Source organism: Aquimarina algicola (genome assembly GCF_006443095.1).
GTDB lineage: Bacteria > Bacteroidota > Bacteroidia > Flavobacteriales > Flavobacteriaceae > Aquimarina > Aquimarina algicola.
Map to the genome: position 1 here is coordinate 104,795 of NZ_VFWZ01000011.1, position 14,587 is coordinate 119,381.

Annotated in this window: 12 protein-coding genes; 2 read left to right on the forward strand and 10 right to left on the reverse strand. The window is 31.1% G+C overall.

Annotated features, from left to right (window positions below; translation table 11 throughout):
• Nucleotides 1–26: 26 nt before the first annotated feature.
• Nucleotides 27–1,838, reverse strand: a complete 1,812-nt coding sequence (locus FHK87_RS25005; protein WP_140597620.1) for a M61 family metallopeptidase — start codon at nt 1,836–1,838, stop codon at nt 27–29.
• A 354-nt stretch (nt 1,839–2,192) separates the two neighbouring features.
• Here FHK87_RS25005 and FHK87_RS25010 point away from each other — a divergent pair, with 354 nt between their 5' ends.
• Together FHK87_RS25010 and FHK87_RS25015 are read left to right on the forward strand one after the other, a co-directional pair.
• Nucleotides 2,193–3,113 carry a helix-turn-helix domain-containing protein gene (locus FHK87_RS25010; protein ID WP_140597621.1) on the forward strand — a complete coding sequence of 307 codons (921 nt, stop codon included), beginning with the start codon at nt 2,193–2,195 and terminating at the stop codon, nt 3,111–3,113.
• Between the two features lie 139 nt (nt 3,114–3,252).
• A complete protein-coding gene (locus FHK87_RS25015) occupies nt 3,253–4,380 on the forward strand; it encodes an acyltransferase family protein (RefSeq protein ID WP_140597622.1) in 1,128 nt (375 codons plus the stop codon).
• A gap of 63 nt (nt 4,381–4,443) precedes the next feature.
• On the opposite strand, the gene FHK87_RS25020 is transcribed toward FHK87_RS25015, so the two are convergent.
• From FHK87_RS25020 to FHK87_RS25060, 9 genes are all read right to left on the reverse strand, one after another.
• The gene (locus FHK87_RS25020) at nt 4,444–5,847 is read right to left on the reverse strand and encodes a TolC family protein (RefSeq protein ID WP_140597623.1); all 1,404 of its coding nucleotides are present in this window, start codon (nt 5,845–5,847) and stop codon (nt 4,444–4,446) included.
• 1 nt (nt 5,848) lies between these two features.
• Nucleotides 5,849–7,204 (reverse strand): HlyD family secretion protein, encoded by a 1,356-nt coding sequence (locus tag FHK87_RS25025; protein WP_140597624.1) that lies wholly within the window; start codon nt 7,202–7,204, stop codon nt 5,849–5,851.
• Nucleotides 7,205–7,209: 5 nt separating this feature from the next.
• Nucleotides 7,210–8,880 (reverse strand): peptidase domain-containing ABC transporter, encoded by a 1,671-nt coding sequence (locus tag FHK87_RS25030; protein ID WP_140597625.1) that lies wholly within the window; start codon nt 8,878–8,880, stop codon nt 7,210–7,212.
• 3 nt (nt 8,881–8,883) lie between these two features.
• Entirely contained in the window at nt 8,884–9,558 is a 675-nt protein-coding gene (locus FHK87_RS25035) for a TetR/AcrR family transcriptional regulator (RefSeq protein WP_140597626.1), read from the reverse strand.
• Nucleotides 9,559–10,151: 593 nt separating this feature from the next.
• Nucleotides 10,152–11,006, reverse strand: coding sequence for a M57 family metalloprotease (locus FHK87_RS25040; protein WP_140597627.1), 855 nt, complete (start codon nt 11,004–11,006; stop codon nt 10,152–10,154).
• Nucleotides 11,007–11,486: 480 nt separating this feature from the next.
• Nucleotides 11,487–11,762: an ATP-dependent Clp protease adaptor ClpS gene (locus FHK87_RS25045; protein ID WP_140597628.1), complete on the reverse strand. Its 276-nt coding sequence runs from the start codon at nt 11,760–11,762 to the stop codon at nt 11,487–11,489.
• A 58-nt stretch (nt 11,763–11,820) separates the two neighbouring features.
• The gene (gene prmA, locus FHK87_RS25050; protein ID WP_140597629.1) at nt 11,821–12,660 is read right to left on the reverse strand and encodes a 50S ribosomal protein L11 methyltransferase; all 840 of its coding nucleotides are present in this window, start codon (nt 12,658–12,660) and stop codon (nt 11,821–11,823) included.
• A 14-nt stretch (nt 12,661–12,674) separates the two neighbouring features.
• The gene (gene tpiA, locus FHK87_RS25055; protein WP_140597630.1) at nt 12,675–13,427 is read right to left on the reverse strand and encodes a triose-phosphate isomerase; all 753 of its coding nucleotides are present in this window, start codon (nt 13,425–13,427) and stop codon (nt 12,675–12,677) included.
• A gap of 58 nt (nt 13,428–13,485) precedes the next feature.
• Entirely contained in the window at nt 13,486–14,559 is a 1,074-nt protein-coding gene (locus FHK87_RS25060) for an ABC transporter permease (RefSeq protein WP_140597631.1), read from the reverse strand.
• Nucleotides 14,560–14,587: the final 28 nt, after the last annotated feature.

A 14,587-nucleotide genomic window follows, 5' to 3' on the forward strand; every position in this document is an offset into this window, starting at 1 on the left:
TTTTTGTGTAAAATAATATTGCGAATTTATTTTTTCTGTTGAGAGCTTAACCACTGTGCTCTCAATGCTAATGCTTTTTCATTAGGTTTGGTATACTTTGCCAATTCTATCTTTGGGTCAGTTCCAATCTTCACAAAGACCTCTCTATCTTTACCATGTCTTTTGAACTTTACAGCAACCTTCTTCCCTATTTTATTTTTACTGACAACTTCTTTATATTGATCTATGTCAGAAAAAGATTTATTTCCTATAGAAACAATAATATCACCTTTCTCTAAACCAGCTTCATATGCGGGAGTACCTCTTTTTGTATAATTTGAAATCTTTGCTAGCCCATTTTTTGTAAAATCTATTTCTGCACCAATATAAGGAGCTTTATCAGACTTTAAGAAAATAGCAACAGACCCCAATATTTTCTTAAAATCAGGTCTTTCACTATTATTGATATAATCCTTAAAATAATTATCTGCAAATGATTCCCCTGCGTATTCCCTTAGTGTTATAAATACATTTTCGATAGTATAAGGTATTTCTGTTTTACCATATTTTGTCCAGAATAATTTCATAAAATCATCTAAACTCAAATCATCCTTATAATCTCTTAAGGATAAGTCTAATGCTAATGCCAACATACTTCCATATGAATAATACGAAACAAATATGTTATTTACGTTTATAGGATCATTATATACTGCCCAATCAAAAAATGGAGCTTTTTGACTCATGTCTTTTGGATTGTATGTCGATAAAGCAGGAGAGTTCCAAACTGAATTAAATGTATTTGTAATTCTATTGAAATACTCATCTTCTGAAATAATCCCCGTTCTACATAAGGTAAGGTTTGTATAATAACTTGTAAATCCTTCTGCAAACCATAATTCTTGAGTCATACTTTCTTTCTCAAAATCAAACGGTTCTAGCGAAAGTGGTCTTATACGTTCCATATTCCATGAGTGAAAAAACTCATGTGCAAAAGTACTTATGTTCCCTTTAATACCTCCATCTGCAAGGCTTCTGGTTTTTGTAATTACTGTAGAATTACGGTGCTCCATCCCATCGTTTGAAACTTGTGGCATAAAACTTACCAAGAACACATATTCATCATGATCAAAACTAGGATAATCACCAAAGATATGTTTTTGCTCTTCTACGACTTTTTTAATCTCTTCTAAAAAAGTATTAGCCTCTTCATCTGTTCCATTATGATCTAAAGCCATTTTAATGGTATACTCAGCATTACCGTTACCAATTTTAAACTGCTTAACCGAGTGATTACTGATTAATGCAGGACTATCCATAAAATCATAAAGGTTTTCTGCTATATATGAGTTATTACCAAGAGGTTTCATTTGAGTCGAAACCCTCCATTGAAGGTCGTCTCTAACAACATACAAGATTTCTACCGGCCTGTCCTTCAAAGTAGGTACGTACATAAAAGTAGCAGGGTTATTTACAATAGCATGTGTTTCATCAAATTGAGGATACGTACCGTCTCCCTTGTTTGCAAATAAAGTATAATAAACATTAATAGTACCATCATGACCAGAAATATCCCATTGATGAAGGTTTGGCTTAGTTACAGTTACCTCTTTACCTTTACCATCTGTAATTCTTACATCATAAACATTTTTTGCAAAGTCATGTATAGCATATCTACCAGGAGAAGTGCGGCTCATTTTTAAAGAAACAGTACCACTTTGAAGATTAGAAAAATTTGCAGTGATTTTTGCTTCGTGATGTTCTGCATTATCAAAAGAAATAGTATACTTATTTCTAATTTGAGCAAAACTAAGTTGAGTCACAAAAAATAAAAAGGCGATTATTGAAAAAGATCTCATTTATATTTTTTTTAATTAAAGTGAATAGTGTGTTATTTTTATTATAATTCAGACAAAAATAGCGCCCACAATTATAGTTGATTTATTTTTTATTTTAAGAATTCCAAAAATACGATAAACTGATTACTGTGCAAATTATAGATTATTTAATAGGTTTATATTCTAATATTTGAGAGAAAGTTTTCATTATTTACCAAATAAAAATACTGCTCATGCTACCCTCATAATTTTTTTAAAAGATTTTAATTTACAATGATATGTACCCTCGATAACTCTCTAATTAAAATGAATATCGAAAAAATATTTCAAACTATTGTAACAAATGCTTCATAATTATGTCAAACTACTTAAATTATGAAATCTATTTATAAAGACAAATATTACAATCACTTTTCTAAAAAAGAAGATAAAGAAGTTCCCTTTTTATTTAAGGATCAAAACTTTATGATGAGATTTGTAACAACATTGCCGGGATATATTTTTGACGAAAACAGTTTAACCATTATCTATTTTAAAAAAGGATCAGGACAATTATGTTGGAGAGATAAAAATGCCAAAATTGACGATGATAAATTTATCATTGCAAACCCTAGTTCGGGATGGGAGTATATAAATAATGAAGAAAAATACATTGATGTACTAAGTTTTGCTATTTCGGATCACTTTCGGAAACAATTTAATTTTTATGTAAACTCTCCTCAAATTCAACTTTTAGACACTCCTTTTGATACTTTGAAGGAAGAATATTTTTTTATTGAAAGTCCATTAAGTACCCAATATTATTCTTCTGGAAAATTATTAGATCAAATCCATACCATAAGTAGTCAAGCAGAATATGAATTTTTATCCCCAGAAGAACTTACCATAGAAGTTTTACAATCATTATACAAAGAACAAACAAATGGGTATAAAATTGCCAATAAAATAAAAGCTAAAAAAAACTCTACAAAACTAGAAACACTAAAGCGACTTTTGATCGTAAGAGATTTTATACATGACAATATTGGTGACAAATTATCCTTAGATTTATTATCCAATATCTCTTCTCTATCAAAATTTCATTTATACAGCTCATTCAAAACTGTTTTTGGTAAAACTCCTCATCAATATATCAATTGGCTTCGTTTATCCAAAGCAAAACATTATATCTTAAAAGGAGATTTTACAGCTAGTGAAATAGCTTTAATTTTAGGATTTTCTGACCTACCTTCATTCAGTAAATTATTCAAAAAAGCCTATGGAGTTTCTCCTTCTAACTTCAACATTAACGAATAAGCAATACGTTTTTATCCACATAAAACAGTAAAAAAAGTATACAACTAGATATAAAAAGAGAATTTTTGACAAATAAAACTCGTTATTTTCGAATACTTTTATCTTTCAATCAGTTATTCTTTTTTAAAATTAGAAATATATGCTACCAAGACGGAATATAGGAATAGATATTCTTCGTGGGTTTTGTATTCTATTTGTCATCTTATTACATCTCAATATACAGGTAAATTTCAAAGAAACCTTATTAGGAGATTTATTACCTAAGCGATGGTATAGTTTGTTTTTTTGGAGTGGATTTTATGGAGTAATTATTTTTTTTACATTATCAGGATATCTGATTACAAGCTCAGCTATAAAAAAATGGGGAACACTTACCGATATAAAAATTAAAGATTTTTTTATCATGAGATTTTCTAGGATAGCGCCATTGCTTATTTTATTATTAATTGTACTCAGTACACTTCATATCGCAAAGATTCCTGGTTTTATAATTAATGAAGAAAAAACCTCTCTAATAAGAGTTGTTTTTGCAGCATTAACCTTTCATATCAATTGGTTAGAGATACAGGTCGGATATTTACCTGCAAATTGGGATGTTTTATGGTCTATATCTATTGAAGAAATATTCTACTTAACATTTCCTATTTTATGTTTACTTGCACGCAAAGAATGGCATTTTGTAGCATTAATCTTTGTGTTTCTTATCATTTCTCCATGGGCAAGAACAGGAATGTTTCCTGATAACGAACTTGGTGACAGGAATCATTTAGCCTATCTAGATGCAATTGCTTTTGGATGTATTACTGCCATTATCGCCCACAGAGTCAAAATATCCAAAAAAATCATAAACATTTTAATGATACTTGGTTGTTGCTTTATCATTTTGATAATGTTTTATAAAGGCTTTGTTTATCGATCTGGTCTCACCGATATTGGACTAAACATAACCCTATTATCATTAGGAGTAAGCTTATTGGTATTATGGCTACATTATAAAGAAAAAACAAATACTCAAAAAGATTTTTGGGTGCTGAAGGGAATTAAAAAAATGGGAGAATTAAGTTATGAAATGTACTTAACACACATGTTTGTAGTCATCGTTTTTGTAAAAATTTATAAAGAAGCTGCACTTTCAAAAGAGTGGATTTATGTATTATATGCCACCGTAATCTTTATCTCTTTTTTATTAGCTAAATTTCTGCACAAATGGGTTACAGAACCTATGAATCAACGCATAAGGTCACGCTACATTAAAAACAAGGTATGAACACTATCTTAATAGCATATAAAAACGCTTATCAAAACCCATCATACCAAAATAAATATTTCATTATAAGTTCTCAGGATTTACAGCTAGGCTATTGAATAATTTTGCTTTTGTTGTAAAAAATTTATTTTGTACTTCGACTTGCTTTAGCTTAGAATCAATAAGGCTTCTTTCTCTAGAGTTTATAAGAAATACAGAGCTTTCTCCAAAACTAAACTTACGTTCCTCTGCGGCAAGCAAAGTTTCATAATCTTTTACGATATTTTCTATCAATTCATTTTGATTTATGAAAGAATCCAACTCTGCATATATTCCTGTAACTTTATTTCTGATTTCTAATTGAGTACTGGCAAACTCAAATCGAGCGTCTTGCAACTTAAATTTTGCTAGTTTAAGATCTCCTCTTTCTTTTCTTAAAAATAAAGGAAAGCTAAAATAAACACCTCCTTTATACTCTGCGGTATTAAAAGAGTTACCTACATCTGGGGTCTCTGTCAAAAAATTATATTCTAAATTGATTTTAGGAAGCAACTTATTTGCTTTTAGTTTTCTGTCGACTTCAAGCCCTTCAATCTTAAAATTTAAAGACTGTAGTTTAGGATGATTATCAATATTAAAGCTATCTAAGGGTTTTCCTTGAATTTCTAGAGTACTATCAATAATTTCTTCAACATTGTTATCAGGAATCACATTTGGTCGTAATTGTACTGGGATATCTCCTTCTAACCATAAAAAATTTGAAAGATCCAAAGATCTTTTAGTTAGCTTTACTTTTGCTTGCTCGAGACTCAATGCTCTGTTTTGAAATGCAATTTTTGCTTCTACGGTATCTATAGCAGCTTTATCTCCTGCCATTGCACTTCTTTTGATCCCCTCGAAACGTATTTGGGCATTAGATAGAAAATTCTCATAAATTTCTTTTTCATTATATGCCTGTAACCAATCAAAATACGCTAAAGAAGCATCATAAAGAATTTGATTGACCAAAAGATCTCTATCCGCCTTAGTTTGTTCTCTAAAAAACTTGGCTTTTCTCAATGTAGCCATTCGCTCATTGATCAATAATCCTTGCGCTACAGAAACCGATACTCCTGCGTTAAAGAGACCATCTTCTGGCACAGAGTTTTGAGGGTTAAGAAATTCTCCATCGTTTTGCTCAAACCCACCTTTGAACTCTACACCATACCAAGTTGGTATTTTGAAGGTTGCATTAAGCAAATCATAATATTCTAAGCCTTTAAACTCTTTTCTATCATAATCAACTTCTAATTTTGGGTCAAATCCACCTCTTGCCTTCATAAGATTAGCTTGCCCAATATCAATATTTAATTCTGCTTGCTTGGCGATAGGGTGATATTTTTTCACATACCCCAAATATTCCTTAAAATTAAGAGGAATACTATCTGTCTGTTGAGAAAAAAGAGAAGTAGCTGCAAAGATTAAAACATACAGTAAGTGGTTCTTCATTTTATTTCTTTTCAGTTTTTTTTGCTGATGCAGTAGCAGGTTGATAATAATTAGGTGGAAAACCATTGAGTTGTCGCCATAATTCGTACCATATCGGTACATCTTCTAATAGTGCTAATGTATTTGCTCCTGATCCTACTCGAATATCTTTTGGCCATTCATGATCATTTGGATCCGGCGCTATTAATACTCTATACATACCATTATCACTAATAAATGTCTCTATAGCAACTATTTCTCCACCGTAAGTACCATAAGACACATTAGGCCAACCACTAAAAACAATTGCCGGCCAACCATCAAATTGAATACGTACCTTCTCTCCTTTATGTACCAGGGGTAAATCTAATGGTTTTACAAAAGTTTCTACGGCTAATTCATAATCTGATGGCATTATACTAACCAGTTGATCTCCTTCTTTAAAAGTCTCTCCCACTCCTGACCTTAGTGCTTTATTTACAACTCCACTTTGTGGTGCCTTGATATAGTACATGTCGTTACGCATCTCATAATTTGTATACTGATTTTCTAATTTTGTTACTTGGGCTTCTGCATCAAATTGATTCGATTGAGCCGTAAACCTATCACTTCTGGATTTAGAAATTTTATCTGTATACTCTGCCTGAACTCTATTGATCTCTACTTGAGCATTGATAACATCATTTTTACTGGCAAGCAGTTTATTTTCTTGTGATATTAGTTTGGCCTGTCCTTCTTGTAATTTAAGGCGTTTTTCTTCGAGGTCTGTCACTGCCTTTAGTCCTTCTTTTTCTAGCTGAACAACCCGATCATATTGTCTTTGAGCAATAGCAATATTTGTTTTAGCAGCTTCTAGGTCTATACTATCACTTTGTACTTTTAACTTAGACTGCAACAATTTATTCCTTGCTTGTTTTAGTTTCAGGTTTCTTTCATTCATCAAAGCATCTGCTTGAATTCCTAAAGCTTTTACTTTTTCTTCATATGACGTTACTGCCATTGACTTTGCCTTGATTTGTTGACCAGTACGCTCTACCAAATTCGGATCGAAATATTCATTTTTAACTTCTGAAATGAACAATATTGTATCTCCTTTTTTTACAAAATCTCCTTCTCTTACATACCATTTTTCAATACGCCCGGGAATAGGAGATTGTATTGTTTGCGGTCGTTGATCAGGCTTGAGCGTTGTCAAAAATCCATTTCCAGAAATGATCTGAGTCCAGGGCAAAAACAATGTTATTAGAACAATTCCTGAAAATACTTTAAGGAATCTATTAAAGTATTTATAGTGACGTTTATGAAAGATTTTCTGAGTAGCTTTATACTTAGAAAGATCTATTTTTATATCTGATTTATCATTTGCAATGTTTAACATCTTCCCTATTTTTCATTTATTATTCGACCATCTGCTAGATTAATTATTCTACCACAACGCTTTATCCATTTTTCATTTTGACTCACAACAACTAGTGCCCAAGGATTTGATCCATCTGTCAAAAAGTCCATGATTCTAATGGTTTCTGATTCGTCAAATTGATCTAATGGATCTTTTAGGATTAATAGTTTTGGTTTTTTTACAATACTTCTAGCCAAGACAATTTTTTTTGCAATCGTATAAGAAATATGTTTTCCTTCGGGATAGATAACTGTTTGTAATCCCTTAGGTTGTTCTTTTACAAATTCTGTCAATCCTGTTTTTTCTACCGCCCATCTAATATCTTCTTGAGGGACTGTAGTATCGCCAAAAGTTATATTTTCTAACAAAGTACCCTCAAAAGGAGATTCTTCAGTTAAGGATTGTCCCAAATGTGATCTATAGTAATTAAGATTTATTCCTTTCAGTTTTACATCATTCACATAAATATTACCTTCTGTAGGTTCAATTAAACCGGCAATTAGACGTAACAAAGTGGTTTTACCGGATCCATTTGGCCCTTGAATTAATATAGTACAATCAGGACTAATAGTAAGCGAAATATTATCAAGAATTTTCTTATAATTCTGATCTGGTATTGTATAGGTTACGTCTGATAGTTCTACTGTATAATTTTCTCCTTCGGCAAAAGGTAATTCTCCTTCTTGTGGTTCTAAATCTTTATCAACTACTTGACCTAATTTTTCCATAGAAGTCAAAACATCATAGAATGATTCCAGACTTACAATAAGTTTTTCTACAGAACCTATTACTAAAACTATTATAATTTCTGCTGCTACAAATTGCCCAATGTTCATTTCCTGATTTAATACCAAAATACCTCCTATTAGTAATAATCCTGCAGTAACCAACACTTTGAAACCTATCATTTGGATAAATTGCATAATTAAAACCTTAAAATGGCTTTCTCTTGCCGAAAGATACTCTGTCACCAAAATATCATTTTTATCTAATGCATGATTCGTTTGGCCAGAAAGTTTAAAACTAACTATTGTTCTTGCTACCTCTTGTATCCAATGTGCTACTTTATATTTACTTTTTGACTCTTTTAAGCTCGTCTCTAAACCTTTTTGCGCCGTAAATTTAAATAACACATAGATAAGCACAATCAATAGTAAACCATAGATGATAAAAAAGGGATGGTAGAATGATAATAGCATCAATCCAAAAATAATCTGTATCAAAGCTGCTGGAACATCTATTAATATTTTTGCTAACCCTTTTTGAGCCGTTAATGTATCAAAAAAGCGATTGGCTAGTTCAGGAGGGTAGTAACTTCTCAATTCGCTCATTTTAATTTTTGGAAATCTATAAGAAAATTCAAAAGAAGCTCTTGTAAATATTTTTTGCTGTACATTTTCTATAATCCTGATTTGCATGAGCTGCAAGAGCCCTACAAAAGCCACACCCATAGTTACCAGAATAACAAGAACTACCCACGAGGTACTTATTTGAGCTCCTTGAATAAGGTTAATAATTGCCTGGATTCCCAAAGGCAATGATAAATTTACCAATCCTGCAAATATTGCATAGTAAAATGTTTGTAAGATATCCTTTTGGTCTAGTCGTAATAAACCTATTAGCCTTTGCCAGGCTGTAAGTATGTTTTTAGCCATGAGCTATTTCTTTATTGAATTAAACACAAGATCAGTAAAGTATGTTGTTGGAGTTATAGTTTCATTACAATTTGTTAACGAAGGAAAATGATCTTTTAAGAAGTGTTGATGCAGTGCCCCTTCGATAATAGTACTTGACAAACTCGAAGGATATGGATATGTAGTATCAACTTCTTTGATCATATCATTAAGACGTATTACCAATCTTTTATAAAAAGAAAAGTAACCTTCTTTATTCTCCTCATCAACTTCTTTGGTTAAATACGACTTTGAGTATTCGTTGATTACAATTTTATTTAAAAGAACTTCATTAATATGAGAAAATGAAGAATCTTCTTCGATAGTTCTGGTTATAATCTCTATTGCTTTTCTTAATTTATCTTCAGAATTAGAGATGCTATTCGTTGCAAAAACCAATTGATATTCTAACCATCCCCAATACCAAGACGTAAGATATAATAGTAGTTTGTGTTTATTTTCAAAATAACGGTAGATAGAACTTTCATTAGATTTTATCTTCTCTCCAAGCTTTTTAAATGTAAAACTTTCAAACCCTATCTCCTGTATCATTATGATACTATTTTCTATAATTCTTTTCCCCAAAGCAGATGATTCGGGATCTTTGATATAAATCTTATCGTTTATTTTAACTTTTAGATCTTGTAAAATGTATTTCATTCTAAAAAACTTTGAAGCAAAAATAAAAGTAATACTATCATATTTTAATAGTTTAACTTTTATTTAACCAAGTCGAATTATTAAGTTATGTGAATAATTCATAATTTTATACATAATTGGTCTTTAAATTAAATATAAATTACTTTTATTGTTAAAAAATTAACATTAATTCAATTTTATAATTTAAAAGAAGAGTAATTAACTTTTAAATACAAATTAAGAAAATATAAAAATTGAAGGTTTATTAACAATAAACACGTCTACTAGTAAAGAATAGTGACATATTTATTTTGCTAAAATAAATGTTATCATCAAAAAGCAGATTAACAAATTATAAAGCTTGATTGGAGACCGTGCAGTAATTACTAACATTAGAAAAAATGCTAATGAAAATACCAAAATCACATTAAATTGAGAGGACTGAAAAAAGTTGTTTTATAGTCTCGCACTGGTAAAAGTAGACTTATAAAATGCTTTAGGTAAGAGAGAGGTAATTTTAGTATATTAGATAATTACGTGCCATATCTAAGAAAAAACCATCCCAATTTGGGATGGTTTTCTATTATATAGAAAAGTTTATGCTCAAATATTTTTTAATATAAGAATTCTAATGCTACAATATCAAAATTACTAAATTCTCCATCTTCTCCGCTATCGAAACAAGAGATCATGATAGAATTTGAATCAATATTGCTACCACCCCACTGATTACCACTTGGAGTTCCCGGGATAGCTATTGCACCAAAAGAACTTTGTCCTTCATTGATATTGTCACATCTTCTTCTGGCATAATCTGTATGTCTAAAACCTAATGCATGCCCCATTTCATGAGCTGCAACATGTTCATTAACATCACTATTAAATCGATCCATACCTCCAAATATCTGGATAAATTTACCTGGTCTTCCACCACTAGGGAATTCTGCCTGACCACCAGCATCAGAACTTCCTGCATTATAAACTACCATATCAGCGTTTGTGGTCGCTGCAAATCTTAAGTTAAATCGTAACGAAATGTTTATTGCATTATAATTATCTACGGCTCTTTGTAGACCAGTTCTCATTCTACTGGTTAATGCAAATCTTCCTCCGGTATAACCTACAACGTTTATAGTACGATTTTGACTAACCAATGCACGTGTTCTATATTGCTTACCATCAGCATCCGATGCTAATTCTGTTTGTGCTAGTGCATCTAAAGTCACAAAAATATCATCTGCTGTTAATACACCACTTTTTGAAGTTCCATCAGGATATTCATTCGTAACATATTTTACCTCGTTTGATCCTAAGCCTAGGTTTTCTATCGCGGTTTTATGTTCTTTTGAAACTGGTCCTGATAATATGTCTGTTTGAGATTCGTTTAATGGCTCATCTCTATCATCACTACAAGACATAGCGAATGAGGCCACTATAGCGCATAGCGCTAGTACTTTAATTTTTTTCATTTTAATAAGTTGAGTTTGTGTAATTAAAACAAAAATTGTTTTAAAATAATTTTTTAAAAAAAGCTATAAACTTTTCTAAGGTGCAAAGATATAATATTTTTATCGACAAAATTCGTTTTTTGTTGAATTATTGATTACAAATACCCCTATCCTATCATTTTTCTTTAAAGAAATAGCAAAAAATCTATTTTTTATCTAATGGTAAAATCGACAAAATACATCTTTGACAGGATACCATTTTGCCAAATAATTGTTAAAAAGCAAGAGTTCAAAAAGCAATACTCTTTAATGCAACTAAGTTGAAATGCATTTCTAAAATAAGTTTTTTCTTACAAGTCATAAATTTTTAAAATAGTAATAGAAAACCTAACTCAAATACCATAATAATCTCTAATTATTATGATTTATAGCTTTTTATAAGCAAAAAAAAGATTCTCATTACTGAGAATCTTTTTCTAAATATTATTGAAGCTGTTGAAATTATACAATTTCAGCACTTAATCCTGCTTGTAGAAGTTTAGAACATCTTGGTTCGAGGTCTTTATAAGTTCCAGTTTTTACAGTACATTTCCCTGTATAATGGACCAATAAAGCGCATTGCTCTGCTTGCAGTGGTGTATGTTCACAAGTATAAACAAGCGTTTCTATAACATGATCAAACGTGTTTACATCATCATTATAAAGAATAATTTCATTGTTACCTTGATCAACTGATTTTTCTAGAACTTCTTCTAAAACTTTTTCCTGAGTTCCCATTACATATAAACTTTATACAAATATATAATTAAAAGTAATAAAATCGTAAACCTCAACTCTATTTTAACTCATAAAAAGCTGCTAACCAATTATTTCTATTAATATGTGATTTATATATCAAATTATGTTTCGCACATTCTTCTGTAATTTGTTCTAAATCTTGCTCATAAAAACCACTTAATAATAAAATTCCTTCTGACGATAATGATAATGCGTATTTTTTTATATCATTGAGCAATATGTTTCTATTAATATTTGCTATAATAATATCGTAGTTTTTTCCAACAATCAAAGAAGCATCACCTTCGTAAGCAATGATATTTTTGCAATGATTGCGTTCTATATTCTCTAAAGTATTTAAATAACACCAGTTATCAATATCTATTGCGTCAATATATGTTGCGCCTCTTATTTCAGATAAAATAGCTAATACCCCTGTACCACAACCAATATCAAGTACTCTTTTGTCTTTTAGATCAATTTGTAAAAGATGCTGAATCATCATATGAGTTGTCTCATGATGCCCCGTACCAAAAGACATTTTTGGCTCGATGACAATGTCATATTGTGTATCTGGCTTTTCATGAAAAGGAGCTCTTATACTGCAAATTTGATCTACAATAATAGGATCAAAGTTTTTCTCCCATTCCTTATTCCAATTTACCTGATCAATCTCTTCTATTGTATATTCTATTACAAACTCGCCAGAATTCAGCACATAAATATCTTGTAAGATATCATCTCTCCAATGTTCTTTTTCGATAAAGGCATTAATTCCTTCTTGTGTTTCTACAAAGCTTTCAAAACCAACCTCTCCTAATTCTGCTATTAAAATTTCTGAAGCCGGTTGAAGTGGAGAAACGTTAAAATAATATCCTAGATATTTATTATTAGACATGATCTGTTTTTTTATTAAATTGAAGCTGCTATTGCTGCAAAACTTTCTGCATCCAATGATGCACCTCCAATAAGTCCACCATCTACATCTGGTTTTGCAAATATCTCTTTTGCATTATTTGGTTTTACACTACCACCATACAAAATAGATACCTCATCGGCTATCTCTTGACCATAAGTTTTCTTGATAGTTTCTCTAATAAATGCATGCATTTCTTGCGCTTGTTCAGGAGACGCCGTTTCTCCCGTTCCTATCGCCCAAACAGGCTCATAAGCTAGCACAACATTACTCCAATCATCCTTATTGATATGAAAAAGCCCTTCTTTTAATTGTTCTTCTACAACAGAAAAATGGGTGTTATTTTTTCGATCATTAAGTTCCTCTCCGAAGCAAAAAATAATCGTCATTTCATGTTTAAGGGCAGTAGTTACTTTTTCAGCAAGCAATGCATCAGTTTCAGAAAAATATGCTCTGCGCTCACTATGTCCTAAAATAACGGTTTCTACTTTTATATTTCTAAGCATTTCTGCAGAAATCTCACCTGTATACGCCCCACTCTCTGCTTGATGCATATTTTGAGCGGCTACGACCACATCAGAATCCTGTAACAATTCTACGGCATTTTGTAGATTTACGAATGTTGGCGAGACAATAACCTCTGCTCCAAGAGATGTATTTACTTTATTCTTAATATCAGATAACAACTCCTTTGTCTCCAATAAGTTTTTGTTCATCTTCCAGTTTCCTGCTACAATCTTTTTTCTCATTTTATAAATTTTATGTTTTGGTTAAAAAGTAAATTTTTAAATTTTATTTCGAAATATCTTATACTCTTATTCTAGGGTCTAACCAGCCGTAGATAATATCTACCAGAATATTAATCAGGATAAACATAGAGGCAATTACAACCACCGCTCCCATAATAATGGGAAGGTCTAATGTATTCAAAGCATCAACAATTTCTTTTCCTAATCCATTCCATCCAAATATATATTCTACAAACACTGCTCCCGCCAGCATAGAAGCAAACCATCCTGAAATAGCAGTCACAACAGGGTTTAATGCGTTTTTTAAAGCATGTTTTCTTATTATTTGATACATAGAAAGCCCTTTTGCTTTTGCTGTTCTAATATAATCTTGGCTTAAAACCTCCAATAGTGAATTACGCATCAACTGGGTAACGACTGCCAAAGGTCTTATTCCTAAAACAATTGAAGGTAAAATAAGATTCTTCCATTGTATAAATTTTCCCTCTCCAAAATCATCTACTTCATACAAACTCCCAGTCATATTTAGATTTGTAAATTCATGTAGTACATACCCAAACAACCACGCAAATAGTATTGCACTAAAAAATGAAGGCACACTCATTCCTAATGTACTTATTAACTGGATTAATCTATCGGCCCATTTATCCTTTGTTAATGCACTAATCACACCAAATAATATACCCAAAAAAATAGCTATACTTATCGCCGATACTGCAAGAATTGCTGTATTAGGAAGCGTTTCTTCTATAACTTGACTTACATCTTTTCCATTTTTTTGAAAAGATTCTCTCAGATATGGTAATTTTAGTATTGAAACCGAATTCTTGGTTGAAAACAATATAAAACCCGAATACTTTTTAGGATCATAATATGAAAAATCATCTGAATTTGTACTATGAAATGAGATAGGCGATAAATCATTTATGTAGTATAAATATTGTGTCGATATAGGCTGATCAAACCCATATTTTTTTCTTACACTTTTTAACTGTTCTTCTGTTTCATTTTGACCTAGCATCATCTGTGCCGGGTCACCCGGAAGTAATGTAAAAAGTAAAAAAATCACAGTTACAACTCCAAATAAAGTGAGTAAAGCGTATCCTAATTTATTGATAAAGTAACTGAACATTATTATAACTATCTTTTATCTCAAATTA